The sequence below is a fragment of the Posidoniimonas corsicana genome (genome assembly GCF_007859765.1).
Taxonomy (GTDB): domain Bacteria; phylum Planctomycetota; class Planctomycetia; order Pirellulales; family Lacipirellulaceae; genus Posidoniimonas; species Posidoniimonas corsicana.
Genome location: NZ_SIHJ01000006.1, coordinates 1 through 25,913, shown reverse-complemented (window position 1 = coordinate 25,913; position 25,913 = coordinate 1). Strand labels below are relative to the sequence as shown.

Below are 25,913 nucleotides of genomic sequence, written 5' to 3'. Positions count from 1 at the left end.
ACGCCAGCATGCAGCGCGTCTACGAAGAGCTCCGCACTCCCTATAAGTACGGCACGATCCTCACGCCGGAAGAGGACCAGTACTACGACTGCCCCAATGTGTTCCGACACGACGGCTCGTGGTACATGGTGTTCGTGAAGATAAGCAACCTGGTCGGTTACGAGACCTGCATCGCCAAGAGCGACAACCTGCTCGACTGGAAGATCCTCGGAACGGTGCTCCCGTTCCGCGACCAGGGCTGGGACCGCTGGCAGGCCGACGGCAGCATCGCGCTGGTCGATCCAAAGTGGGAGGGCGGCTCCGCCATCAGCCAGCACGACGGCAAGTACTGGATCTCTTACTTCGGCGGGCACAAGCAGGGCTACGAGACCGACCCGCTCGCCATCGGCATGGCCCACACCACTGAGCTTGGCAGCGGCCAGCCCTGGGAACGGCTCAAGGAGAACCCGGTCCTCTCGCCCGACGACGCCGACGCCCGACCCTTCGAGCGGAAGACGCTTTACAAGAGCCACGTCTTTCGAGACGAGTCGCAGACGCTCGGCGCCCCGTTTGTCATGTTCTACAACGCCAAGCAGCGGGACGCCTGGGTCGAGCGGATCGGCATCGCGGTCTCCGACGACCTGGTCACCTGGCGCCGCTACGGCGACGGCCCCGTCGTGGACAACGGCAAGGGCATCACGGGCGACCCGCAGATCATCCGCATGGGCGACCTGTGGGTGATGCCGTACTTTGGCGCCGGCTGGAAGAAGGGGATCGGGGCGTTCGACACTTTCGCCGTGTCGCGGGACCTGGTGCACTGGACCAAGTGGGAGGGGGAAAACCTGATCGAGCCGTCCGAAGAATGGGACAAGACCTTCGCCCACAAGCCGTGGCTGATCAAGCACAATGGGGTGGTGTACCATTTCTACTGCGCCGTTGGCGGAAAGAAACGCACCCTCGCCCTCGCGACCTCCAAAGACCTCCGGGGAGACCATGAGTAGAGCTGCCGCTGTTTGCCTGACGCTGCTAGTCGCCGTCGATTCCACGGTGGCGGCGCTGCCCGCCGCCCGCACGATCTGGTTCGACAAGCCGGCCGAGCGGTTCACCGAGTCGCTCCCGCTGGGCAACGGCCGGCTGGGCGCCATGCTGTTCGGCGGGACCGACGAGCTGCGGGTTGTGCTCAACGAGGGCGGCATGTGGTCAGGCAGCCCCCAGCAGGCCGACCGCGCCGACGCGCACCGGGCGCTCCCGGCGATCCGGCGGCTGCTGCTCGAGGGCAAGAACGCCGAGGCCGAAGCCCTCGTGAATCGCAACTTCACCTGCACTGGACTAGGGTCCAACCGCGGCCGCGGGAAAGACGCCCCCTACGGGTGCTACCAGCAGCTGGCCGAGTTGCTGCTCCGGTTCAATCACGAAGGCGCCGCAACGCCAGCCAAGGGCTACCAACGCCGTTTGATGCTCGACCGAGCGATCGCGACGACGCGCTACCATCAAGGCAAGAATAAGTTCACGCGTGAGGCATTCGTCAGCAAGCCGGCCGAGTGCCTGCTGCTGCGGTTAGAGAGCGAGCAGCCCGGCGGCCTCAGCTTCAAGGTCGAGCTAAATCGCGCCGAGAACGCCTCGATAGAGACGACCGGCGACGCCACGCTGCTGATTACCGGCCAGCTGCCCGACGGGCACGGCGGCGACCGTGGCGTCAGGTTCGCTTCGCTGGTCCGTGTGATGAATCAGGGGGGCCGTGTCGCCGCCGCCGATGGCAAGCTCGCGGTGACCGGCGCCGACAGCGTGGTGGTCGCGGTTTCTGCCGCGGTGGCCATCGAGAGCTTCGCCGGCCGCCCGGTGGACGACCCAGCCGACCAGGCCCGGCGCGACCTCGCCAGCGCCGCCGACAAGGACTTCGATACCCTCCGCGCCGAGCACGTGGCGGACTACCAACGGTGGTTCCAGCGGTCCTCGCTGCAGCTGGGAGACAAGTACCCGGCGGCCCACCCCAACGCGTCGCTCCCCACGCCCCAGCGCCTAGCGGCTTACGCCGAGGACCCCTCGGATATCGACCTGCCGGCCACGCTGTTTGACTTTGGCCGCTACCTGCTGATCAGCTCGTCCCGCCCCGGGGGTCTGCCGGCTAACCTGCAGGGGATCTGGGCCGAGGAGCTGCAGACGCCGTGGAACGCCGACTGGCACGCCAACGTCAACATCCAGATGAACTACTGGCCGGCGGAGATCACCAACCTGTCGCCATTGAACCGCCCGGTGTTTGACTTGATCGGCTCGCTGGTCGAGCCGGGCCAAGAGACCGCCCGCGCGTACTACGACGCGCCGGGGTGGGTTGCCCACCTGCTGCTCAACCCGTGGGGGTTCACTTCGCCGGGCGAGTCCGCCGCGTGGGGGTCGACTGTCTCGTGTTCGGCGTGGATGTGCCAGCACCTGTGGGACCACTACCAGTTCACCCTCGACCGTGAGTTTCTGGAGGAGGTCTACCCCACGCTCCGCGGCGCGGCGGAGTTTTACGCCAGCATCCTGATCGAGGAACCCACCCACGGCTGGCTGGTGACGGCGCCGTCCAACTCGCCGGAGAACGCGTTCCTGGACGAGCAGGGCCGATCGCTGCACACCTGCATGGGGCCGACCATGGACCAGCAGCTGCTGCGGTACCTGTTTGGCGCCGTGATCGACGCGTCGACGATCCTTGATCGTGACCAGCAGCTCCGCGAGCGGCTGATCCAGGTCCGCGGGCGGCTGGCGCCCAACCAGATCGGCTCCGATGGGCGGATCCTCGAGTGGCTCACCGAACGGCCCGAACAGGACCCCCACCACCGCCACATCTCGCACCTGTGGGCGGTCTATCCCGGTCAGGCGATCAACGCCGACACGCCCGAGCTGGCCGAGGCCGCGCGGCGGTCGCTCGACGCCCGCGGCGACGGCGGCACCGGTTGGAGCCTGGCCAACAAGGCCTGCCTGTGGGCTCGGCTGGGCGACGGCGACCGCGCCCTGACGATGATCAATAACCAGCTCCACCCGGTCGGCGGCGGCAAGGACGGCATCCGCTGGCAGGGTGGCACCTACCCCAACCTGTTCGACGCACACCCGCCGTTCCAGATCGACGGCAACTTTGGAGCAACGGCCGCCATTGCCGAAATGCTGCTCCAGAGCCGGCTCGAGGACCCCGCCGGCGACTCGCCGGTCGTCATCAACCTGCTTCCCGCACTGCCATCGGCCTGGCCGGTGGGCGCGGCGGAGGGCCTGCGGGCGCGGGCCGGGTACGAGGTGGATCTCAGCTGGTCCGACGGCCGGCTGATGCGGGCGACGGTCACATCGACGCTCGGCCACCCGGCCGTTCTTAAGGTCGGCGACGCGTCCAAATCGCTCAGTCTGGCGGCCGGCGAGAGCGTCACGCTCGACGGCAATCTCAATCCGGTGGCGTCGGATGGCTAGGCTGACGCAGGTTCTTGGCGCGTGGGCAGTGCTGGTCGCTGGCGCCCTCTCGGCGCCCGACTGGGAAAACGAGCAGGTTCTCGCGATCAGCCGGCTGCCTGCCCGCGCGACTTTCTGGCCTTGTGAAACGGCCGAGCAGGTAGTCGCAGGCGGCGAGAATTCTCCGTATTCTACCTCACTGAACGGCGATTGGCGGTTCCACTGGTCGCCCAATCCAGAGCACCGCCCGGAACGCTTCCACGAGCCTTCGTTCGACGACTCGGCATGGGGCACGCTGCCGGTTCCTTCCAGCTGGCAGATGCACGGTCACGGCACGCCGATCTACGTCAGCGCCGGCTACACGTTCAAGATTGACCCGCCGCGGGTCACCTCCGAGCCCAAGAGTTCGCACACCGCGTTTGCCTCCCGCAACCCGGTCGGGAGCTACCGCCGCACCTTCGAGCTTCCGTCTGACTGGAACGGGCGGCGGGTGCTTGTGCACTTTGCTGGTGTTGAGGGCGCGTTCTACCTGTGGGTAAACGGGCAGAAGATCGGCTACAGCCAGGGGAGCCGCTCGCCGGCGGAGTTTGAAATCACCGACGCGGTGCACGCAGGGGAGAATCACATCGCGGTGGAGGTCTACCGCTGGTCGGACGGCAGCTACCTGGAAGACCAGGACATGTGGCGGATGGCCGGCATCTGCCGCGACGTGACGCTCTACTCGACAGCGCCGCAGCGGATCGCCGACTACACGGTCCGCACGGAGCTGGACGATCGGTACCGCGACGCAAACATCGCCATCGACCTGGATCTCGACGCGCCCGCGGGCGAGGACCTTGCCGGCTGGACCGTGTCGGCCCGGCTCTTCGATGACGCGTCGCAAGTTGCCGCTGACGAGCAGGACGCCGAGCCAATCCTCAACCGCGCATCGCGTTCCCGGGTGCTGAACGACCGCACGCCGCAGCGTGGGGCGGGGCGGTTCGGCTGGTTGGAGTTGCCGGTCCCCAATGCCAAACGCTGGACCGCCGAAACACCCCACCTGTACTCGCTCGCCATCGCGCTGAAGAACCCCGCCGGCCAGACCGTCGAGGCGGTCGGCGGCAAGGTCGGCGTCCGCGAGGTCGAGATCCGTGGCGGGCAGATGCTGGTCAACGGCCAGCCAATCCGCCTGCGGGGCGTGAACCGGCACGAGCACGACCCGGTGACCGGCCACGCAATCAGCCGCGAGCGGATGGAGCAGGACATCCGGCTGCTGAAGCAGGCGAACGTCAATGCCGTCCGCACCGCCCACTACCCGAACGACCCGTACTGGTACGAGCTGTGCGACCGCCACGGCCTGTACGTCATGGACGAGGCCGACCTCGAGACCCACGGCCTCCGCGGCAAGCTTTCGCACGAACCCCGCTGGGCCGCGGCGTTCCTGGACCGCGTGGTGCGACTCGCCGAGCGGGACAAGAACCACGCGTCGGTGGTGATGTGGTCGCTCGGCAACGAGTCGGGGCAGGGGCCCAACTTCGCATCTTGCGCGGGCTGGCTGCACGCGTTCGATCCGACCAGGCCGGTCCATCACGAAGGCGCGCAGGGCGACCCCCGCGACCCCGACTGGGTAGACGTCCGCAGCCGATTCTACCCCCGCCTGCGGGCCGAGTACCTCAACCCCTCGGCGTTGGCCGACGGCGCCCCCGAGCGGGCGGAGAACGCCCGGTGGGAGCGGCTGCTCGACCTGGCCGAGAACGAAGCCGACCCACATCCCGTGCTCACCAGCGAGTACGCCCACGCGATGGGCAACGCGATGGGCAACCTCGACCGCTACTGGCAGGAGATTTACTCGCACTCCAAGCTGCTGGGCGGGTTCGTCTGGGACTGGTGCGACCAGGGTCTGCTCCGCACCGCGGCGAACGGCCGGCGGTACTTCGCCCGGGGCGGCGACCTCGGCGACCAACCCAACCACGGCGCATTCTGTTTGAATGGCGTCGTGCTGGCCGACCGCACGCTGACGCCCAAGTACTGGGAGTTGAAGCACGTCTACCAGCCGGTGGAGGCTGAGCTGGTTTCTGCCGATCGCGGCCGGGTGAGGGTGCGTCTGGTCAACCGCCAGGACTTTGCGGACCTGAGTCGGTACGTCCTCCGCTGGACGCTGCTGCGGGATGGCGTCGCGACCACGCAGGGCGAGGTCGCCCCGCCCGCCTGCCCGTCCCGCGGCGAATGCGAGCTTGCCCTGACACCCGATGGCTGGGACCACTCGCAGCCGGGCGAGTGGTTGTTGAATCTTGAGTTCGTGCTCCGCGAACCGGCGACCTGGGCGCCGGCCGGACAGGTGGTCGCTGCTGAGCAGCTCACATTGGGAGTGGCGCCCCACCGTGATGCAGCGCCGCTTGCCCAGGTCGATGACTTCCAGATTGATGACAGTGATGACGTGATCTCCATTGAGGCGAGTGGAGTACGAGCTGTATTCAGCCGTAGGTACGCGGCGATCACCTCTCTCACGGTGGGTGAAGTCGAGATGCTATCGAGCACGGATGAACTAGCGGGAGGTCCGATGCCACAGCTATTCCGCGCTCCGGTCGACAACGACCGTGGCTTCGGCGGCTGGTTGGCTGAGGAGTGGCGGCAAGTGGGCCTCGCTGAACTAGAACCGTTGCTAACCTTTCTTGATCTCGAATTCATTGGAGACTCCGGGGCTAAGGTCGTAGCCGAGCGTACCGTACTAGTAGGCGACAAGCCGCGTTTAACCATTCGGGAAAGCTGGATCGTAAGGAGCGACGGCGTCCTCGAACTCACCAGCAAAATCACGCCCAACGCGTCGCTCCCGCCGCTGCCGCGGGTTGGCGTTGTGCTGCGGCTCGATGGTTCGCTCGACCAGCTGCGCTACTTCGGCCGCGGCCCGCACGCCAACTACCCCGACCGCAAGGCGAGCGCCTTCCTCGGCCGGTTCCACAGCACGGTGGCCGAGCAGTACTTCCCGTGGCCCCGACCGCAGGAGACCGGCGCCCACCAGGACACCCGCTGGGTCGAGCTCACCGACGAGGAAGGCCGCGGCGTGCGGGTGACTTCGCTCGGCGATCCGTTCGCGTTCTCGGCGCTGCCGTACACGCAGCAGGACCTGGCGGAAGCGGGCCACACGTACAACCTCGAGCCCCGTGACGAGGTGATCCTCTCCATCGACGCTGCGCAATGCGGGCTGGGCAACAGCAGCTGCGGGCCGGGCGTGCTGAAGGAGTTCAGCGTGCCGCCGGGCAGAACCTACGAGCTGCGCCTGCGTTTCGAGCCGGTAAACAAGTAGACGCCTCGGCAGTGTTAGCGGGCGGCTTCGAGTTGGATCGTCGCCGGCGCCAGCCCCTCGGCCGTGGCGGTGACCTCAACCTGACCCGGCTCACGACCACTCTGCACAACCGCCAGCAGCCGCCCGTCGCGCGGCTGCTTGGTTGGGTTTTTGAGGGCGGTCGTATCGTTCTGGTCGCCGTTGTCGACGCCCAGCAGCCGGCCGGCGCCGCCGACCGACAGCGTGACCTTGGCGTCGGAGTCACTGACCAGCCGCCCATCGCGATCGACGATCCGCACCTCCACGTGCGCCGCGTCCTGCCCGTCGGCGGTCAGCCGCGTGCGGTCGGCGACCAGTTGGAGCCGGGCCGCGTCGCCGGGGGTCTGCAGCGAGTCCGTCGCGACGACCTCGCCATCGCTAAGAGCCTCGACTTGCAGCTCGCCAGCGGCGTACGGCAGCCTGGCGACAAAGTCGCCGCCGAACCGGGAGCGCTCCGCCTCAACGGCCTCGCCGTTCAGGGTCAGCCGCACCTCGTCCGTGTTGGTGACAACAAACACCGGCAGCTCGGCGCCCTCTTCGGCCCGCCACAGCCGGGGGTGCTCGGCGTAGCCGAAACCGCGCCGCCGTCGGCCCCCGTCGCCGCGCCGCTGCCGGCCGACGAACAGCCGCACAAACGGTTCGCTGTCCCACTGCTTCTTCTGCTGGTAGCTGTAGGGCTTGAGGAAGCCCCGCGTGTCGAACACGCCCGCCTGGCTGCCGTGGTTGGGCCAGGGACCGGCCTCGCCGAGGAAGTCGAACCCGACCCACAGGTAGATCGAGCTGATGTGGTCGTTGTCGACCACCGCCTGCCAGCTCCGCGCGCCGCGGCCGTTCTCGCTGCCGTAGATCACGCGGCCGGGGAAGTCGCGGTGGTCCTGCTCGTAGTACTGTTCCTGGTAGTTGTAGCCGGCCACGTCCAGCATGTTGGCCAGGCCGATGTCGTTGGACGCGGGCATGTTGGAGAGCGCCATCGTGACCGGCCGGGTGGGGTCGTGCCGCTTGACGGCGGCGATCAGCTTGGGCGCCACCACCGCCAGGCGGGTCACGCTCGGCGATCCGTCGTCAACGGGCGGGGCGGCAGGGTCGAAGAACTCGGGGTGCGCGTAGGGGTCGCCGGGGTAGTCGATCTCGTTGCCGATGCTCCACAGGATGATCGACGGGTGGTTGCGGCCACGGCGGACCATGTCGGCCGCGTCGCGCTCGGCCCACTCCTCGAAGTCCTCGTTGTAGCCGAACCGCTCCGCCCGGCCGACGTTCCGGCCCTTCACCCACTTGCGTTTGCCCAGCTCCCACTCGTCGAACGCCTCGTCCATGACCAGCAGCCCGATCTGGTCGCACAGCGTGTACAGCTCGCTGGCCATCGGGTTGTGGCTGCACCGCACCGCGTTGGCGCCCAGCTCCTTGACCAGCCGCAGCCGCCGCTCGAGCACCGCGTCGGGCACGGCCGCGCCGACCACGCCGGCGTCGTGGTGCAGGCACAGGCCCTTGATCAGCGTCGGCTCGCCGTTGAGGAAGAAGCCCTCATTCGGGTCGAAGTAGTAGCTCCGCACGCCGAACGGGGTGCGGGTCTGGTCGACAAGCCGGTCGCCGTCAAACACCCGCGTGACCGCCGTGTACAGCACGGGCGAGTCGGTCGACCACCGCTGCGGCTCTTTGGCGATGTGCCAGTGGGCCAGCGTCTGCTCGCCGCCCGCGGGCAGAGTCACGCTGGTGGTCTGGTGCGAAAGAGGCGCGCCGCTGGGGTCGACCACCTCGCTCACCACGCGCAGCTTGCGCTGGCCGTCGGACTCGTTCGCAACCGTGTTGCTGACCAGGATGTCGGCCCGCTCGTCGGTGATGCGCGGCGTGGTGACGAACGTGCCCCACTGCGCGATGTGCGCCGGGTCGGTCGCCTGCAGCCAGACGTGCCGGTAGATTCCCGTGCCCGGGTACCAGCGGGAGTCGGCCACCTCGTCCCGCGCGACGCGCACGGCAATCACGTTCTCACCGCCCACGTTCAGGTGGGGCGTGATCCGCACGCTGAACGGGATGTAGCCGTACGGCCGGCCGCCGACCCGCTGGCCGTTGAGCCACACCTCGCTGTTGCGGTACACGCCGTCGAAGTGCAGCGAGACCTCGCGGCCCTGCCACTCGTCGGGCGCGTTGAACGTCTTGCGGTACCAGCCAACGCCGCCGGGCAGGTAGCCGGTGCCGCTGGCGAACTCGGGGTCGAACGGCGCCTCGGCGGACCAGTCGTGCGGCAGGTCGAGCGAGCGCCACTGGCTGTCGTCGAGCTCGGGCGACTGGCCGTCCTCCAGCTCGCCGAGCTGGAACCGCCAGTCGTTGTCGAACAGCTCTCGGACGGGGGGCGACTCTTGCGCACACGCCGCGCCGGGGAGGCAGACGCTGCTGAGAAGCAGTAGCAGGGGGCGTAGCTTTGAGCTGCAATTCATTGAGCTGTTTGTCGGGGGTGAGTACTCGGGAGGCGGAGAGGAGAGCCACTGTTCGGCGTGTGAAAGCAACAGCAGAACAGCAGTACGTAGGGGCCGCAACCGGATTGAACCCGCGGACCGCGGGCAAGTGTCGTTGGGCCGGTTGCCGGCGGGGTGTAGGTTCGCCTGCCGCCGCTGGTTAAGATTGATGGTCCACCCCCGTTCTTGCAATCAATGCAATGCGGCCGATCGTCGCGCACCGAGGACCCGAATATGAACCTGCCCGCACGCCTGGCGGCCCTGTTTGTGCTTTCCGCCGCCCCCGCTTTCGCCGCGGCGCCAGCCGGTTTCCTGTTTGTCACGTTCACCGGCGAGGGCTCGCCGATGGGCGAGCAGGTCTACTTCGCGGTGAGCGAGGACGGCCGCCACTGGGACGCGCTGAACGACGCCAAGCCGGTGCTGGTCAGCGAACTGGGCGAGCGCGGCGTGCGTGACCCGTACCTGCTCCGCCGGCCGGACGGCGAGGGCTTTTTCCTGATCGCGACCGACCTGTCGATCAACCGCAACGGCGACTGGGGCCGCGCGGTCCGCCGCGGCAGCCACGCGATCGTGATCTGGGAGTCAAAGGACCTGGTTAACTGGACCGAACCGCGCCGCGTCGAGGTCGCCCCGGAAGACGCCGGCTGCACCTGGGCGCCCGAAGCGGTGTTCGACGAGCAGGAGGGTGACTACCTGGTGTTCTGGGCGTCGACCACCGGCCGGGACGACTTCGCCAAGCACCGCATCTGGGCCGCCCGCACGAAGGACTTCCGCGAGTTCGGCGAGCCGTTCATCTACATCGAGAAGCCGACCACCGTGATCGACACCACCATCGTCCGCGACGCCGACGCCTACTACCGGTTCACCAAAGACGAGAAGTTCAAGGCGATCACCATGGAGCGCGCCGAGTCGATCGCCGGCCCGTGGACCGGCATGCCCGAGTTCTCACTCGCCCGCCTACGCGGCTACGAGGGCCCCGCGTGCTACCAGATCGAGCCCGCCGACGGCGACCAGCCGCCCGTGTGGGGCCTGATCCTCGACCACTACGCCCGCGGCCGCGGCTACCAGCCCTACACCACGACCGACCTGTCGTCCGGCAAGTTCGAGCCGGCCGAGGGCTTCGAGTTCCCGTTCCGCTTCCGCCACGGCTCGGTCGTACCGGTGTCGGCAGAGGAGCTGAAGCAGCTGCGCGAGGCCTACGGCGCCGCCGCCAAGTAGCAGCCAGGTGGAGGAACACGAATCCACGCTAATGAACGAAGTTCTCATTAGCGGCGATTAGTGTTCTCTTTCTCCCTCCCTCGCACGCCAGTTCGCCACGGTTTTGCCCCCATCGTTTTGTCCAAAAACACGCGCGGAGCGGACAAAACCCGGGGCCTATTTCTCCCTGGGTTTTTCTGTAAGTGTTTTTGCAGTATTCGGTTACGTCAATTGACTCCGGTTGGGGCCGCGGGGGTTCTGTCCGATTTTGCGCGCCGATCGGTCAAAACCGTCGTTCAGCTCTTGGCTCGCAATGCGCGCAGCGGTCCCCTTGGAAGAGGGCGGGCGCACCCCTCATTTGACCGCGCTGGCTGGCCGGTTTCTACAAAGAAATCGTCGGAGCCGAAGGAACGCCCTGCACGCTTCCCTTGCCGGAGCGCCGTGGAGAAATGCCGCACGTGGCGCTCATCGCTGGTCGGCGACGCTCGCCGCTTGCGGGAACGGCTCCGGCGGCCGCACGCGGCGGGGTGGTTCGGCGAGCGACTCCAGGAACGCGATCAGGTCGGCCTTGTCCTGCTTGTTCAGGCCGAGCGGCCGGAGGTGCTTCGACTTGTGTGGGAAGAACGGGTCGTCGAGCTGCTCGGCGTTCTTGGGGTACAGGTGCGGCATGCCCGCGTTGTACATATTCAGCACGCCGTCCAACGAAGTGAACAGCCCGTTGTGCATCCACGGGCCCGACCGCGTGACGTTGCGTAGCGACGGCGTCTTGAAGCGGCCCACGTCCTCGATGCGGCGGGTCTGCTCGAACGCGCCCAGGTCCTGGAACTTCCGCCCGTAGTAGCTCAGGCCGACGTCGTGCAGGCGGTTGTCGCTGAGGGTGGGGCCGTGGTGGCAGTTCATGCAGCGGGCGTCGGTGCGGAACAGGTCCAGGCCGACCAGCGCGTCGTCGCTGAGCACCTCCGGCCGACCCTTGAGGAAGATGTCGAACCGGCTGCGGCCGCCGACCAGCGACCGCTCGAATTCCGCGATCGCCGTTGCCAGGGTCGCCAGCGAGATCGGCCGGCCCGGGTACGCGGCGGCGAACGCCTGCACGTAGCCGGGGACCGACCGCAGGCGCCGGACGGTTTCTTCCTCGCTGGCGTGCATCTCGTTGGGATTGAGCATCACCAGCTCCACCTGCTGCTCGAGCGAGCGGGCGCGGCCGTCCCAGAACAGCCTGTCGGCCTGCCCCACGTTGAGCAGCGACGGCGCATTACGCTTGAGCGGCGTGCGGCCGTGGCCGAACGAGACGGTGCGGCCGTCGCCCCACGAGAGGTCCGGGTCGTGGCACGAGGCGCACGCGATCTGCCCGCTGGACGACAGTTGGGGGTCGAAGAACAGCCGCTTGCCGAGCTGGATGCGGGTGTCCTCGACGCTGCCACGCTCCACCTGCGGCGGAGTGGGCAGCAGGCCCAGCTCGCGCCACGCGACGCCCGGGTCGACCTGCGGGGCGGGCCACTCGGCGGGCGACCGGGTGTAGGCCGCGCGGAGTCGGGCCAGGTGCTGTCCGCGTTCTTCGGGCGAGCGCTCAGCCCGCGGGGGTAGCCGGGTGAACGAGCCGCTGCGGCCGCGGAACACCTCGATGCGGGTCTTTTCGTCGACCGTTTTTTGCAGGCCCCGGCGGGGCCCAGGGGTTGGCGCCTCCTGCGCGTGAGCGCCGGCGGCGAGCGCCACGCACGCGACGATCATCATCAGCCCGCCGCGGCCGATCGCCAGTGAGGCCGGCCGCGGCGTCCGCCGTCGTCCGGTGTGGGCGCGCCTGCCCCGGCCGCTCCACGAGCGGGCTGGCGCCGCAACCGACCTCCTCTGGCCTCGACAGCTCAACACAAGTCCTCCCGGCAGGGGCGGCGGCTGGCGGCGGCAGCCACGGCCACCGCGCCCGCCAGGGCCAGCGAGGCGGGCTCGGGGGCGGCGGCGCCGGCGGACACCACCGCCGTGGCGCCGAACTGGTTCCGCCATAGCTGGTAGTCCAGCCCGTCGATCACGCCATCGGCGTAGCCGTCGGCGGCCAGTGAGTCGCCCTCGGCGCCCAGCGAGTCGCGCCACACGGTGTAGTCGGCCGCGTCGACGATGCTGTCGCCGTTGTAGTCGCCCAGCAGGCTCGACGGGGCGAAGCCAAAGGCGACCAGCGCGTCGTCCAAGAACCCGCCGGTATAGCGGGTGGTCAGGTCTTCCTCGGAGATGGCCTGCGCGAGCGTGTCGACCCACTCGCCGGCGAACTCAACCAGGTCGGCCAGGTTCACGGCGTTGGCGTCGAACGCCGCGGCGGGGTAGCCGGCCACGAAGCTGGCGATGTCGCCGGTGAGCCAGGTCTTGTCGGCGTCGGCGGCGGCCAGGTGGTAGTTGGCGTTGAGGATGTCGAGGTCGGTAAAGTCGAGGGCGCCGTCCAGGTTGGCGTCGCCGGTGGGGAACTCGGCGAACTGCTGCAGGATCTTCACGTCCTTCCAGTCGACCACGGCGTTGGCGTTCATGTCGAACCGGTAGTCGCCGTCGTCAATGATCTCGACGCCGCGGGTCGTGAGGGCGGTGGCCAGCATGCCGAGGTCGTCGGAGTCGAGGTCGCCGTCGCGGTCGAAGTCGCCCGGCTCGAACGCGTAGGCGCCGGCCACCGAGTTGACGGGCGAGCTCTCGGCGTACATCACCTGCGTCACCTCGCCCGCGGTGGGGTGCGTGACGGTGCGGGTCTGCATGCGGAGCGTGTTGGAGTTCGGGTTGGGCGAGCTGTCCAGCTGCCCGGTGAAGAACAGGTCCCGCTCAGCGTAGCCCACGACCTTGGCGAGCCGCCCCTCGGGGTCGAGGCGGAAGATGCCGCGGCGGTTGGGGCTGCTGTCGGTGCTGTTGAAGTAGAGGTTGCCGTCACCGTCGGCGGTCATCGAGCGGACGTCGGCCACGTCGTCGCCGGACAGCTCGAGGAAGTCCTGCAGCGCGGCGGCCGACACGTGGGTGGTGCGGGGGCCGACGGTGACGCCGTCGTAGGTGAACGAGTCGATGCCGCCGTCATTGACCTCGTCGGCGCCGCTGATGAAGACGGTGTCCACGCCTTCGGACGTGAGCACCGCCGGTTCGATATTGGTGTCGCGGGCGCCGGCCAGCAGCTGCTCGATGGCGCCGGAGATCGGGTTGAGCTTCCAGACGCCGCCGAACGAGGTGCTGGAGTCGGCGAAGTACAGGAACTGGCCGTCGCCGGACCAGGCGCCCTGCCGGCCCTGGTTGCTGCTGGTGCTGATCTCGCCGACGGCGGCCTGCATGTCCGCGAGTGTGGCGAGCGTGGTGAACACGTCGCGGCCGTCCTCGCCGTTCATGAAGTCGACCGGCTCGAGGTTGTACTGGTAGAAACGCTTGGTCGCCGCGGGGTCCGTGGTGTTGCTGCCCGGCTCACGGGTGCGGCCGTTGTCGTTGATGATCGCCATGCTGTAGGCGGGGATCGTGTTCTCGCCGTCGATGATCGGCAGCGGGTTGAGCTGGATGGCGCTCTGCAGCGGGCTCAGCACGCTGCGGTCGGGGTCGCCGTCCCGGTAGTAGAGCTGCAGCTCGGTCTCGGTGACGTAGATCTCGGACGTGGGCGCGGTGCTCACGTTGGACACCTTGCGCAACGCTCCGCCGGCGCCGAATGAGCTGATGAACATGGTGTCGTCGGTCGGGTTGTAGCCGAACGCGGCGATCGCGTTCTCGTTGGTCGCGGTGAGCTCGTCGACTAGCAGCTCGAGGTTGTCGATCTGGGCGGACGCCGGCGCAGAACACGCCGCCGCGAGCGCGGCGGCTAGCAGGACGGGCAGGGACTTGGTGCGTAGCATGGGGTGACTCCTGGTGTGTGAGTGATTGGTGCCCGTACGATTACAGACGCCGGTAGCCTAGGTGGCCGTCCTGGAACAACTGGTTGTATCCCTTCCCGCGCAGCGAGCCGTGAGGGTAGACCCGCTCGGAGCTCTTGATCGTGTAGGCCGAGAACGGGCCCCGGAACCCGGACAGCCCCGGATTGAGACTGAAGTTGTCCCACACCCAGAGCGACGTCTTCTGGTTGGGCGGGTTCCGGCTGCTGAGGCTCTTCGCGATGCTGAACGCGTAGGTGTTGCGGTGACGCTTCATCTCCTCGGTCTGCGAGGGGCAGATCCAGATGCCCGACCGCGGCTCGATGTAGTCCTCTTCTTCGAAGACCGCCTGCAGGCCGTAGGTCTCCGGGAACGCCGACCGGTCGCCCTGCGTCTTCAGCCCCGGAGACATCCGGTACGAGAAGCTGCCCGTGCGGACGCCATCGGGGAACTTCCCCTTGTGCAGGTCGCGGTACATGTGGGTCAGCAGGCCGATCTGCCGCAGGTTGTTCTTGCAGGCGGTGTGGCGGGCCTGTTCGCGGGCGGCCTGCACCGCCGGTATCAGCAGCGCGATCAGCACGCCGATGATGAACACCGCCACCAGCAGCTCGACGATCGTGAACCCCGCCGCGCAGCGGCCCGCCTTTCGGCGGAATCGTCGGTCGAGGTGGCTTGCAGGCATTTCGCAACGCGGCTACACGACGGGTGCGATTCGCGCAGCCGAACGGAAGGGTTGAGGGGGAGGGCCAGCCCTAGCGAGGGGTCCGCTGGGCGGAGCGATGTGGGCTGGCGGAGAGGAGAATCCTCTTAGCGGGCGGGACGAACGGGCCACGAAGCTTGTCGCGACTCATTCTCAACAGAGGTTACGCGGCCAGCCTGCGCGATACAAGGGGCGACGGAAGATTTCCTGTCGAACTGCACCGGCCCGCAGGCGATCAGCGTAGGGCAGACCCTCTGCTACGCGTGCCGCAGCGCGGACACAATCTCGGTCCGCGACGCCTGCCAGCCGGGCGCCAGGCCGGCCAGGATGCCGACCACTACGGCGACCGCCACGCCCTGCATCGCGAGCGCGAGCGAGGGCTCAAACGCGATGGTAACGCCCTCGGCGGCGACCGACATGCCGGTCAGCGCGAGGATGGCCGTGCTGCCCGCCACGCCGAGCAGGCCGCCCAGCGTGCTGAGCACGAAGCTCTCGACGATCACCAGCCTGAACACGCGAAGGGGCCGCAGGCCGAGCGTCTGCAGCACCGCGTGCTCCTTGATGCGGTCCTGGACCGACATCACCGTGGTGGTGGCCACCAGCGACAGCACCAGCCCCACGCACGCGTAGCCCAGCCAGTGGACAAAGCCGATCAGCTCGGCCAGGTCGCCCAGCGTGTCGGCCTGGAACATGCCCTTCGTGCGGGTGGTGGTGCCGACCGGGCCCGCGCGGAACTCCTGGTCGATCTGCTTGCTGACCGCGTCGGGGTCGGCGGAGTCGGTCAGGTGGACCTCCAGCTGCGTGACCGTGCCGACGTCGCTGGCGCCGCGGGCGCGTTGCAGGAAGTCGAGGTGCGTGTAGATCAGGCTGTTCTCGGCCGCGGTCGGCGAGCGGAACACGCCCCGCACCACGACCGACACGTCGCCGATGGTGAACTTGTCGCCCGCGGCGAGCCCGCGCCGCGCGGCGACGTCCTGGCCCACCAGGGCGGCGTCGTCCTGCTGGTCGAAGGCGGCCCAGTCGCCGCTAGTCAGCTCCAGGTCGCGGGCGGACTTGAGCTGCGCGGCCGGCATGCCCTGGAACACGATCGCGTCGAGGCTGGCGCGGCAGTTGTTGGTGAACACCTTGATCGGCACGACGTCGCGCACGCCGGGCAGCTGGGAGATCGTCCGCTCGTAGTCCTGCGGCAGGCGGCTGCTCTGCGGGCAGAAGCGGTTCTCCTGGAACACGATCAGCGTGCGGTCGGCGGCGGCGTCGGAGGTCAACGCGCTGAGGCCCTGTTGCACCGAGCCGATGAAGCAGAACACCAATAGCGCGATGGCCGTGCCGCTGACGGTCAGCACGGAGCGAGCGCGGTGGCGCCACAGGCTCTTCAGCACGTAGGGTAGGAACTTTGCCACGGCTAGGCGGTCCTCAGGGCTGAGGCCTTGGTCTCTTTGCCATTCTCCATCAGGCGGCCGCGTTCGAGCCGGATCCGCCGCCGGGCCCGCGCGCCGGCGTCGGCGTCGTGGGTGACCATCAGCAGGGTCATGCCCAGCTCGGCGTTGACGCGGCCCAGCAGGTCGAGCACCTGCTCGGTGGTCTCGTCGTCGAGGCTGCCGGTCGGCTCGTCGGCGACAATCACGGTCGGGTTGGCCACGATCGCCCGCGCGATGCCGACCCGCTGTTCCTGACCGCCGGACATCTGCCGCGGGTAGTGTGACGCCCGCGAGGTGAGGTCGACCGCCTCCAGCGCGATCTCGACCCGTTTGCGGCGTTCGGCGGCGGACATCGGCAGCAGCAGCAGCGGCAGCTCGACGTTCTCGTAGGCGGTCAGCACAGGGATCAGGTTGTGGGTCTGGAACACGTAGCCGATGTGCGCCGCCCGCCAGTCGGCAAGTTTGCCCCGGGAGAGCTTGGTGATGTCCACGCCGTCGACGATGATCTGGCCTGAGGTGGCCTGGTCGATGCCGGCGATCAGGTTCAACAGCGTGCTCTTCCCCGAGCCGCTCGCGCCCATCAGCGACACGTAGTCGCCCTCCTCGATCGACATGCTGACCCCGTCCAGCGGGCGGATGGTCTCCTCGCCGTTGGCGTATTCCTTGGTCACGTTGAGCACGTCGACGAGCGACATGGCAGGTTTCCTTCGTCGGTGGTTCGGCTAGCTGGTCTGGTTGGTCGTGGCGCCGCCGTTGTCCTCGCCCGCGACCCGCACCCGCGCGCCGTCGGTCAGCGTCTCGCGGCCGCCGACAATCAGCTTGTCGGTGGGGGAGAGGCCGCTGGTGATTTCGAGCAGCCCGTCCTCGGCGGCGCCGCGTCCGACCTGCACCGGGCGACGGCGGGCGACGCCCTCGGTCAGGTCGACCACCCACACGGCGGATGCGCCGTCGGCCGCCGACACCAGCGACTGCGGCACGAACAGCCGCAGCGGCGGCGACGCGTCCTCGTCCTCCTGGGTTGGCGTAGGCGGCGCCAGGAACGTCACCTTGGCGAGCATCTCGGGCTTGATCACCGCCGGCGGGTCGGCCACGGCGACTTTCACTTGCAGCGTGTTCTTCTGGATGTCCGCCTGCGGCGTCACGGAGATCACCCGGCCGGCGATCGGCTTGGCGAGCGCGGCGGTGGCGATCTCGGTCGGCTGCCCGATCTGCACCTGCGGCACGTCCTCCAGCCGGACGTCCACCCGCACCTGCAGGCTCTTGGGGTCGTACAGGCTCACCACCGCGCTGGCGCCGTGGGTCGACGACGACCGGATATCCGACAGCCACTCGCCCGGGTGGGCGTTGACGCTCAGCACGCAGCCGTCGATCGGCGAGCGGATGACCATCCGCTCGAGCCGCAGCTCGGCGGCCTCCACGGCAAGCCGGGTTTGCTCGACCCGTGACTCGGCCGCCGCGACGCTCGCCTGGGCCTCGGCCACGGCCCGCCGCTCCTCAGTCAGCAGCTCGAGCTGCGACGCGACCGCGTCCCGCTTGCGCTGGAGCGACTCCCGCTGCACGCGGAGCGTGGGCTCACGCGAGGCAAGTTCCTTGACCGCGTTCGCGGCGGTCTCGAGCTGGGCGCGGGCCTCTCGCAGCAGGCGGCCGCTGATGGCGTCGCCGGCCTGCTCCTTGCGGCGGACGTTCACCTCCGCCAGCTCGAGCTGGGTGCGCGCCGCCTGAATCGCATAGGGCAGGTTGTTCAGCTCGCGCGCGGTCTCGGCGAGCTGCGCGTCCGACTCGGCCAGCTTCGCCTGCAGGGCGACCGGCTGGGCCAGGTTGGTCTCGGCGGCGGTGAGCTTCGCGCGGGCGCGGTCCAGCTCGGCGAGCTGCAGGTTGTGCTGCGAGCGGGCGTTGGCCAGCTCGAGCCGAGTGTCGACGTCGATGAGCTTGGCGACCGGCTGCCCGCGCTCCACCTGGTCACCCTCGACGACCAGCATCTGGTCGATGACGCCGGGCGCCAGGGCCGCGGCCACGACGGGCGTGGGGCGGGGCTCGACCCACCCGGCCGCCTGGAACAGCGGCGCGCCCTCCTGGGTCACCTCGGCGCGGCTCACCACTACCGGCGTGATGGTGACCGGCTGGGCGGGCAGGAACGTGTCGCGGGCGGCCCACGCGAACAGCGCCAGGAATCCGCACAGGATCGCCGCGGGCAGCACGTAACGCGTGAGCCAGGCGCGACGCACCCGCAGCCGCGCGGGCGCTGGCTTGCCGCGGTCGACGGCAAGCTGGCTGAGGTCGAGTTGTGGGGCGCTGGTCGCCATGATTCCCTTGTTAGATCGCCTTGATCGCCTCGACCACCGGCAGCCGCATCGCCTTGGCCGCCGGCGGCAGCGCGCCGATGACCCCCAGCAACGCCGCCACGCCGCACGCCACCGCGATGCCGACGCTGTCGACCCGCAGCATGAACGCGCCCATCGTGAACCGCACCGCCAGGCCGTCCACCAGCAGCAGGCCCAGCAGGCAGGCGCCTAGGGCGCCGGCGCAGGCCAGCAGGGTGGCCTCCTGCACCAGCGTCAGCAGGATCGCCCGCCGCCGGTAGCCGATGGCCTGCAGCGTGGCCAGCTCGCGGACGCGGCCCACCACGGCGCCGTACATCGTGTTGAGCCCGGCGAACACGCCGGACCCGGCGACCAGCGCCACCACCACCCAGCCGAGCATGCGGACCGGCTTGTAGTGCTTCTGCAGCGACGCGTAGTAGTCGGTCTCGGCCACCGCTTTGAGCTCCAGGTCGACCCGCTCGCGGCAGAACATGTCGACGTCGGCGATCGCGTCCTGCGACTGCATCTTGACCGCCACCAGGCTCAGGTCCTGCCGCTTGAGCGCCGTCTGCAGGTCCGCTAGCGGCGCCCACACCTCGGACTCGAACGCCGAGCCCGCGGCCGCGAACCGCCCGCTGACGGTCCAGGTCTGGCCGTCGAACTCGATCTGCTGGCCGATCCGCAGGTCCTGTTCGCTAGCGCCGAGCTTCGAGTGCGCCAGCCGGCCCGCCAGCACCTCACCGGCCTGGGGCCACGCGCCCTCGATCAGCTGCACCCGGTCGCGCACCAGCGGCGCCGAGGTGGTCACGCCCCGCACCAAACCCATCCCCGGCTGCCGCAGCCCGGCGGTCCGGACCCGCGTGCCGAGGTACAGCTCAGGCGAGACGCACTCCACGCCGTGGGTCCGCCGCACCCCTTCGACGCTGGCGGAAAGCAGGGTGGCGGTCCGCCCGGGGATGGAAGAGTTCTCGATGTCCGCCGCCGACGACAGCGAGTACACCAGCGCCACGCCCGGGCTGCCGGTCGCGGCGAGCGACCGCTCCAGCCCGCGGATGAAGCCGACCACCACCAGCACCAGCAGCACCACGATGGTCAGCCCGCCCAGCGTGAGCGCAGTGCGGGCCGGGCGGCGGAACAGGTTTCGCACGCCGTAGTCCCACGGGAGTAGTCGCTTGGTGAGCATGGCTGGCCGGGTGGCGGGGTTACTTGCGGGCGTACAGGCCGGTGGCCAGCATCGTGAAGTTGCCGCTCTTGTCCTTCTTCGCCTTGCCGCGGATCACGACCATGTCCTCCGCGGCGACGCCCAGCAGCTTGCGCGAGTCGACCGGCAAGACCCGGCCGTTCTCGTCGACAAACTTCACGAGCGTAATGCAGCCCAGCCGCTCGGTCGCGCAGCAGTCGCCGGTGCAGATCTCACCCTCGGCAGACTCCTGACCGTCGGCCACCACCGACATGGACGCGTCGATCAGCGTAAAGGCCGCGCGTCCGTCGACCCATGGGTTGGCGGCGCCGCCGATGCGGCCCACCAGCACCAGCGGCTCGCCGTCTGCGGCGGACTCCTTGGCGTCGATCACGCCGACCGCGCCGTCCGGCTCCTCGGTGAGCAGATAGCGGCTGGCGTCGACGCTGACCGGGGTGAGGCTGGCGGACGTCGAGGGCGCGTCGCCGCCGCAGCCGGCGAGTCCGACGCACCCGGACAGGAACAGGTAGGTTGCTGCGAGTCGGGCGTTCATCTTTGGATGCCTCCGCTGACGGGGTTCTGGGCTTGGTGGTCCTTGGGCGTGGCCGCCTCGGCGTACTCGATCGTGAGCCTGCCGAAGGCGCCGGTCACGGCGATCGGGCGTTCGCCGGCCTGCGCGACGGCCGCGGCGGTCTGCCAAGGCGAGATTTCCGCTTTCGCGTGCGTCCGGACGGTCAGTGTCTCTTGGGACATGTCGACCTCGACCTTGGTCACGCCCTTGATGGTGTACAGCCGCGACGCGATCTTCCGCGCGCAGCCCTGGCAGTGCAGGTTGTCGATCACGACGCGCTGCGTGCCGCCCATCTTCTTGAGCTCGGCGGCCTGGTCGTCGGACTCGGCGGGCGCCAGCTTGTAGGCCGCCGCGGCGGTGGTCACCGTGGCGGGGCCGTCGACGCCCTGCCGCACCGCGTCGCACAGCGCGCCGACGGTGGCGATGTCCTGCCGCGGGAGCGAGACCGTGACCGTGTGGGTCGGCAGGTCGACGCTCACCGACTTCACTCCTTTGACGGTGTAGAGCTTGCCGGACACCTTCCGCGCACAGCCCTGGCAGCACATCTTCTCGGCGGTGATGGTGATCGCTGCGTTGGGTGGGGCGGTGGGCCGGGCGGCCGGGGCCGCCGGCACGCAGGCGATCAGGGTCGCCGCCGCGGCCAGTCGGGTAAAGCGGTTATGCATATCTCGTCCTTGGTTCGGGTGTTGAGTCGCGGCGGCGCGGCGCGTTGCGCGCGTACCGCTGCCCTGTGAGGGCTTGTGCAGAGGGCCGGGTGGGGTCCGGGATCGATCCAAGTCGACCCGGCGGGCCGGGCGGCTCTGGTCAGAAGGCCCGTCCCTGCTACCCGGCGCGGTTCAGCGACTCAGATCAAGAACCGGCAGAGCTGGGCGCACCGAGCCAAAGCCGGCTGGTCGCCTACGCCGGGCGGGGCCGCCCGGCGGGTCGAGGTTGTGGGCTGGGGGCATGGGCCGCCAACGTGCGGGTTGTCGATGTTGCAGACTGCCTGCAGCGCCTGCTCCACCGGCAGGGCGGAGGTCTTCGGCGGCTCGAGCGGCTGCGGCGCGACGTGGCACCAGCACTGTTCGGGGCACGGGCACGAGTCGTGCCGGTGGTTGTCTGGGTCGTCGCAGTGGGCGGCCGATTGCTGGTCGTCCCCGCAGCAAGCCTGCCGGCAAACCGACACGCGTTGGCAGCACGAGTGCTCGCCATCGAGCTGGGATACAGCGCTCTCCCCGCAGGCGCCCAGGTAGCAGAACATCCCCGATCCCTGCGCCAGCGTCGACAACGACAGCAGCACCGCCGCACAGGCGATAGCACGCTTCAGCTTGTCGGCGCGGCGGAACATGGCGGAGGGGATGGGCTGCGGGGAGTCCTGGTGTCCATCCAGGGAAGTCGGCACGATCAACACAGGCAGTTTATCTGAATCCTGATCCGCCCGCAAAGATGCCCCAAATCCCCAGGTCTCGGGTCGGGCATGCGGGGCCGCGACGCCAGCGTCCGAAGGCCTACTCATGCACCCGCAGATCGACCGGGATTGGCGTCGGCGACCCAAGCGGGGGGACCTCGAACCTGTAGCGGGCGCCGTCCGTCCCCAATTCAAACTCGTGTTCGCCCGCCCGCAGGCCCTCGACGTGGACAACTCCGCCGGTGTCGGTGGACATCTCTGGGCTGCGGAGCGTGCTGCCCAGCGGCCCGTCGAATTCGGGAATGGCCAGCCGGATCGACTGGTTGGCGAGCGGCGTTCCCGCGGCGTCGATCAGCCGGTACTCGGCCGCGTCGCCCAGCGGTGGGACGTCGATGTCCAGCGTGTGCGACCAGGGCCCGCCGGCGGGCACGCTGACGCGCGTGGTGGACGACAACCAGATCCCGTCCACGGCGGCCTGCACGTCGTACTCGCCGGGGGTCAGGCCGGGCAGCTCGTAGGCGCCGTCGGCGTTGGCCGTGGTGCGGACGCTCAGCACCTCGTCCAGCCGGCCCCGCCCGCGGTGCTGCGCCAGCACCGTGATCGCCGCCGGCATGCCGAGCGGGCTCTCGCCGCCGACGGTCACCGCGCCGCGGACGCCGGCTGGCTCGGGCAGCACGATCCGCAGCTCCTCGCCCTCGGCCGGCGGCGAGGGCAACGGCGTGATCGTGGCGCCCAGCTCGCCGGGCAGCCAGGCGACCAGCACCGGTTCTGTGGGTGTGCCGGGCGGAAGCTTAAGGTCCGAGTACTGCTTGCGCCACAGCGTCGGCTTGCGGGCAATGAAGCGTCCTGCTGCGTTGGTCCAGGTATCCGCCGGGCGCCACCTGCTGTAGGGCGACCTCGGTTGATTGGGCGTATAGGCGGCGATGCGCGCCGCGTAGGCGGGCGTTTTTCCGTCGGCGCGGTACACCCTTCCCTCCAGCGGCGGGGCGCTGGGCGTCGAGTTCTTGATGGTCGTGAGCTCCAGCGGGAAGTCTTCCCTGTGCACGCCCTGCCGGTCGACATGGAAGGTGTGTTTGGCGTACGCCAGCGGCGCGTTGTCACGGCTGAGATGAACTTGCGCCTCGATGCGGCCCGGCAGCACCGGCCCGATGATGAACTCGCCGGTCTGGTGATTAAACCAGCACTTGGTGTCCAGTGAGCTGCGGGCGGCGTAGTTGCTGGTCGAGAGTCGCATCGACGCGTTCTTGGGCGGCAGGGGGCTGATTCTGCCGCGGATGTAAGCGACCGGCTGCACCCTGAGCTGCACGCTGGCCTGCTCGTCGGCCGCGAGCTCGAGCGACTTGACGGGGATCATCCACTGGTCCGTCAGCTCCTCGTCGGTGGCGTCAAGCCTTGCGGGGGGCGCCGCGGCGCCGGCGACAATCGCGCCGACGGTTACCCGGCCAGGCCGCATGCGTTCGAAGCGTGCGGCGCCTTGGCTGTCGAGCGCAGCCACCTCTCGCACATCGTACCTCACCTCAACCGCCGCGGCGCCCTTGGCGGGGCGCCCGTCCTGATCGGTGACTTCGACCTGCAGGGTCGCCGCTTCGAGCTTTCGCGGGCGGAACACCACCGCCTGCTCGCGTGGCATGAGCCGGGAGAGGGCCACCTTCCGGGCGCCTTCGCGTGATTGATGGAACGGCATTGGCGAAGTAACCGAATCCTGTGACGGCGAAAGGTAGCGAACCTCCAGCCGCCGCATGCCAAGTCCGCCGATGTGGACGCGACCGACGCCTTGCTCGTCGATCTCGATGGTAGATCGGGCGCCGCCTCGCGAGGCGGGGCGAGTCCAGCTAGTGTTCACCTTGATGTTCGAGAGCCATTCGCCGCTCGTGTCGAACACACGGATGGGTGGGTACTCGAGCTTGGTCTTCGTGCGGTTGAGGCTGGCGACCGTAGACACGCCAGAGCGGATCGCGACGTGATCAGCGAAAGACGACCACGAACGGTCCACCCCATAGATCGGCGGTATCCGGTCAGACGCGTCGGACCAAGTGAAGGTTGTGACTGAGTAAAGCCCAGGCGTCAGCCCAGAAAACACGGCGACGCCGTGGGCGTCGGTTCGCGCGGATGGGGTGAGGAGCTCCTGTAGTTCTCTCGGAACGTTCCCAAGCGCCCACATGGGGCTGAAAGTAGGCTGGTAGTCCACCGATTCCAGCGCTACGCCGGCGCCTTCGCTTGGTCGCGCGTCTTGGTAGATCGTCACCCGAAGCTCGCCTCCCTGTTGACGCTCCGGGATTACCAGGTCGGCTTGGTGCAGCACCTGAGGCAGGGGCAGGTCATCCAGCTCTTCACGAGAGACGCTGCTGAGGAAGCTGCCGAACCCCACGCCAGACCAGTCGAGCCCGTCATCGCCGGCAAAGCCGCCTCTTCCAATCGCTAGCGGACGGCCGGCGACATGCGCGATTAGAGCTATCGAGCTTACGTTGCCCCTTGCGTCGGGAATCGCGTACATCCCCGCCGCGTTCGTTGTCGCTGACTTGGTGATTTGCCCCATTCGCGTCCCGCCGTGGTACTTGATCGTTGCGAACACCTCGGCGCCCTCAACAGCGCGCCCCTCGTGGTCAACGACCCGCCCGCGCAGTGTTGGTTTCCAGTCGTGGACTTTTCGCTGCCGGTCATTCCATTGCTGCGTTATCAGCTTCCACTCGGCAGACGGATTCTCGCGCGGTTCGACGGCGACTCCGGAACGCTGTTCGCCAGGGTGCAGGCCTCGCATCCCGATGGTCTTTGTTTTAACGCCCTTGATCCGCAGTTCGTAGTTGCTGCCAATCGGCACGTCGGCTAATCGGAAGCGACCCTCCGCGTCGAACGGCGCCTGGCGGTACTGCCACGCGAGGTCGGTGGCGAGAAGCACGATCGGCGACTCGCCGTCGGTCTGGTCACGCAGCTCGTCGCTGAGGCGGCCGCTGATGGCCGCGTACGGGGCCGGGCGGTGGAGCGTGATCGTCGACTCGCCGCCGGGAGTCACCACGATCGGGCCGGTCTGCGTGTGCCCCAGCCCGGGGAAGCAGACGATCCACTCCGCCACGCCTGGGAACTGGCGGATCTCGATCACGCCGCGCGCGTCGGTCCTGCCGGAGAGCATCAGGGATTCCCTGCCGAACCCACCGAAACGGTCTGCGGGATAAAGGTGCACCGCCCGGTCGGCCAGGGGCCGGCCGTCGGCCCCCTGGGTCTGGATCCGCACCGTGCCCCGCTCGGGCACGGGGTCGGTCGTGACGCTCGGCTGTCCGTTGGCCTCGTCCCAGTGGGCCTCGACTCTCTTGCCGATATGCCGCAGCACGTCATCGGAGGGCGCGTCCGCCGTCGAGGGGAGCGACTTCTCGGATGCCACATGCAATGACCAGCGGTCCGGGTCGTGCGGGAGCACCCAGTACGCACGCTGCACGAGCCGGCCCGGCTCCTCGACATTGTCGAAGCGATCGGCCAACGCGCCCTGGTCGCTAGTGCGTCCGACGAACGTAGGGTCCTTCCGATAGGGTTGGGCGTAGACTGCGCACCCCGCCGTGGCGGCCGCGGGGTTCTGTCCGGGGATGAACACCTCGACCGGAGCCGCCACCGAGGTCGCCGCGGGCAGGAGGGGCAGGCAGGCGCCAATCATCCAGATGCGGTAGCTAGTCAAAGGCTCGGCTCGTTGCTGCAAGGACCGGACGGACGAGTGAGTCGCGCGGCGTCTAATGGAAGTATAGGGGACGCCTTATCGCTTCGTTCACGCTACGCAAACTGTTCCCAGAATGTTGTAGAATCCGGCCACCTGAAGGGGTCTAATGAGCGGTTGGCGGCGAAATGCCTTGCAGTTTGGTCGTGATGGTGTGGAACGACTTTTGTCCCTATTGGCGCGAGGGTGGGGACAAAAGTCGGCAGACCCGTCGCCGGCCTTTGTTGCCACACGCTGCTATACAAGGCTGAAACGAACGTCGGCGCCCAGGGTGGGGGCGGACTTTTGTAGCTCTGTAGAAATCTTATCGTTGCTAGCTAAACTGTAGGTAGTGTTGTTTCCGTACGGTGTGGGTGCGAACGACGAAGTCTCCCATCGCGTTGCTGCTTGCCGCCCACGAGCTGGGTCGTCGGACGGTGCGTCGTTACTGGCATCACCGTGCCCCGAAGAAGTTCACGCTCCCTCAGC

Annotated in this window: 16 protein-coding genes; 4 read left to right on the top strand and 12 right to left on the bottom strand. The window is 68.6% G+C overall.

What is annotated here, in order from left to right; all coding sequences use genetic code 11:
- Positions 1-8: 8 nt before the first annotated feature.
- Genes KOR34_RS25030 through KOR34_RS25020 form a run of 3 tightly spaced genes read left to right on the top strand, consistent with a single transcriptional unit; the run spans position 9 to position 6,676 of the window.
- The gene (locus KOR34_RS25030) at positions 9-980 is read left to right on the top strand and encodes a hypothetical protein (RefSeq protein WP_197531729.1); all 972 of its coding nucleotides are present in this window, start codon (positions 9-11) and stop codon (positions 978-980) included.
- The gene (locus KOR34_RS25025; protein ID WP_197531728.1) at positions 973-3,414 is read left to right on the top strand and encodes a glycoside hydrolase family 95 protein; all 2,442 of its coding nucleotides are present in this window, start codon (positions 973-975) and stop codon (positions 3,412-3,414) included. Before KOR34_RS25030 ends, KOR34_RS25025 begins: the two co-directional genes overlap by 8 nt.
- Positions 3,407-6,676, top strand: a complete 3,270-nt coding sequence (locus KOR34_RS25020; RefSeq protein ID WP_146568882.1) for a glycoside hydrolase family 2 TIM barrel-domain containing protein — start codon at positions 3,407-3,409, stop codon at positions 6,674-6,676. The genes KOR34_RS25025 and KOR34_RS25020 overlap by 8 nt, the downstream gene beginning before the upstream one ends.
- A gap of 14 nt (positions 6,677-6,690) precedes the next feature.
- On the opposite strand, the gene KOR34_RS25015 is transcribed toward KOR34_RS25020, so the two are convergent.
- Positions 6,691-9,126, bottom strand: coding sequence for a glycoside hydrolase family 2 TIM barrel-domain containing protein (locus tag KOR34_RS25015; protein ID WP_146568881.1), 2,436 nt, complete (start codon positions 9,124-9,126; stop codon positions 6,691-6,693).
- Between the two features lie 252 nt (positions 9,127-9,378).
- Here KOR34_RS25015 and KOR34_RS25010 point away from each other — a divergent pair, with 252 nt between their 5' ends.
- Positions 9,379-10,362 (top strand): glycoside hydrolase family 43 protein, encoded by a 984-nt coding sequence (locus tag KOR34_RS25010; protein WP_146568880.1) that lies wholly within the window; start codon positions 9,379-9,381, stop codon positions 10,360-10,362.
- Positions 10,363-10,806: 444 nt separating this feature from the next.
- Here KOR34_RS25010 and KOR34_RS25005 read toward each other — a convergent pair whose 3' ends face one another.
- From KOR34_RS25005 to KOR34_RS24955, 11 genes are all read right to left on the bottom strand, one after another.
- The gene (locus tag KOR34_RS25005; protein WP_197531727.1) at positions 10,807-12,204 is read right to left on the bottom strand and encodes a cytochrome-c peroxidase; all 1,398 of its coding nucleotides are present in this window, start codon (positions 12,202-12,204) and stop codon (positions 10,807-10,809) included.
- Positions 12,201-14,174 carry a hypothetical protein gene (locus tag KOR34_RS25000; protein ID WP_146568879.1) on the bottom strand — a complete coding sequence of 658 codons (1,974 nt, stop codon included), beginning with the start codon at positions 14,172-14,174 and terminating at the stop codon, positions 12,201-12,203. The genes KOR34_RS25005 and KOR34_RS25000 overlap by 4 nt, the downstream gene beginning before the upstream one ends.
- Before the next feature lie 40 nt (positions 14,175-14,214).
- Positions 14,215-14,871: a type II secretion system protein gene (locus tag KOR34_RS27615; protein WP_146568878.1), complete on the bottom strand. Its 657-nt coding sequence runs from the start codon at positions 14,869-14,871 to the stop codon at positions 14,215-14,217.
- Between the two features lie 275 nt (positions 14,872-15,146).
- Positions 15,147-16,289 carry an ABC transporter permease gene (locus KOR34_RS24990; RefSeq protein WP_146568877.1) on the bottom strand — a complete coding sequence of 381 codons (1,143 nt, stop codon included), beginning with the start codon at positions 16,287-16,289 and terminating at the stop codon, positions 15,147-15,149.
- A 2-nt stretch (positions 16,290-16,291) separates the two neighbouring features.
- The gene (locus tag KOR34_RS24985) at positions 16,292-17,002 is read right to left on the bottom strand and encodes an ABC transporter ATP-binding protein (RefSeq protein WP_146568876.1); all 711 of its coding nucleotides are present in this window, start codon (positions 17,000-17,002) and stop codon (positions 16,292-16,294) included.
- A 27-nt stretch (positions 17,003-17,029) separates the two neighbouring features.
- The gene (locus tag KOR34_RS24980; protein ID WP_146568875.1) at positions 17,030-18,610 is read right to left on the bottom strand and encodes an efflux RND transporter periplasmic adaptor subunit; all 1,581 of its coding nucleotides are present in this window, start codon (positions 18,608-18,610) and stop codon (positions 17,030-17,032) included.
- A 10-nt stretch (positions 18,611-18,620) separates the two neighbouring features.
- On the bottom strand, positions 18,621-19,790 hold the full coding sequence (locus tag KOR34_RS24975) for an ABC transporter permease (protein WP_146568874.1): 1,170 nt from the start codon (positions 19,788-19,790) through the stop codon (positions 18,621-18,623).
- Between the two features lie 19 nt (positions 19,791-19,809).
- Positions 19,810-20,340, bottom strand: coding sequence for a hypothetical protein (locus tag KOR34_RS24970; RefSeq protein WP_146568873.1), 531 nt, complete (start codon positions 20,338-20,340; stop codon positions 19,810-19,812).
- Positions 20,337-21,023, bottom strand: a complete 687-nt coding sequence (locus KOR34_RS24965) for a heavy-metal-associated domain-containing protein (protein ID WP_146568872.1) — start codon at positions 21,021-21,023, stop codon at positions 20,337-20,339. The genes KOR34_RS24970 and KOR34_RS24965 overlap by 4 nt, the downstream gene beginning before the upstream one ends.
- Positions 21,024-21,202: 179 nt before the next feature.
- Positions 21,203-21,685: a hypothetical protein gene (locus tag KOR34_RS24960; RefSeq protein ID WP_146568871.1), complete on the bottom strand. Its 483-nt coding sequence runs from the start codon at positions 21,683-21,685 to the stop codon at positions 21,203-21,205.
- 160 nt (positions 21,686-21,845) lie between these two features.
- Positions 21,846-25,409, bottom strand: a complete 3,564-nt coding sequence (locus tag KOR34_RS24955) for a carboxypeptidase-like regulatory domain-containing protein (protein WP_146568870.1) — start codon at positions 25,407-25,409, stop codon at positions 21,846-21,848.
- Positions 25,410-25,913 lie beyond the last annotated feature (504 nt).

Excerpts from the sequence above, each read along its gene's own strand:
- KOR34_RS25030 (WP_197531729.1), top strand. The coding sequence starts at position 9 with ATGCAGCGCGTCTACGAAGAGCTCCGCACTCCCTATAAGTACGGCACG.
- KOR34_RS25025 (WP_197531728.1), top strand. The coding sequence starts at position 973 with ATGAGTAGAGCTGCCGCTGTTTGCCTGACGCTGCTAGTCGCCGTCGAT.
- KOR34_RS25020 (WP_146568882.1), top strand. The coding sequence starts at position 3,407 with ATGGCTAGGCTGACGCAGGTTCTTGGCGCGTGGGCAGTGCTGGTCGCT.
- KOR34_RS25015 (WP_146568881.1), bottom strand. The coding sequence starts at position 9,126 with ATGAATTGCAGCTCAAAGCTACGCCCCCTGCTACTGCTTCTCAGCAGC.
- KOR34_RS25010 (WP_146568880.1), top strand. The coding sequence starts at position 9,379 with ATGAACCTGCCCGCACGCCTGGCGGCCCTGTTTGTGCTTTCCGCCGCC.
- KOR34_RS25000 (WP_146568879.1), bottom strand. The coding sequence starts at position 14,174 with ATGCTACGCACCAAGTCCCTGCCCGTCCTGCTAGCCGCCGCGCTCGCG.
- KOR34_RS27615 (WP_146568878.1), bottom strand. The coding sequence starts at position 14,871 with ATGCCTGCAAGCCACCTCGACCGACGATTCCGCCGAAAGGCGGGCCGC.
- KOR34_RS24985 (WP_146568876.1), bottom strand. The coding sequence starts at position 17,002 with ATGTCGCTCGTCGACGTGCTCAACGTGACCAAGGAATACGCCAACGGC.
- KOR34_RS24980 (WP_146568875.1), bottom strand. The coding sequence starts at position 18,610 with ATGGCGACCAGCGCCCCACAACTCGACCTCAGCCAGCTTGCCGTCGAC.
- KOR34_RS24975 (WP_146568874.1), bottom strand. The coding sequence starts at position 19,790 with ATGCTCACCAAGCGACTACTCCCGTGGGACTACGGCGTGCGAAACCTG.
- KOR34_RS24970 (WP_146568873.1), bottom strand. The coding sequence starts at position 20,340 with ATGAACGCCCGACTCGCAGCAACCTACCTGTTCCTGTCCGGGTGCGTC.
- KOR34_RS24965 (WP_146568872.1), bottom strand. The coding sequence starts at position 21,023 with ATGCATAACCGCTTTACCCGACTGGCCGCGGCGGCGACCCTGATCGCC.
- KOR34_RS24960 (WP_146568871.1), bottom strand. The coding sequence starts at position 21,685 with ATGTTCCGCCGCGCCGACAAGCTGAAGCGTGCTATCGCCTGTGCGGCG.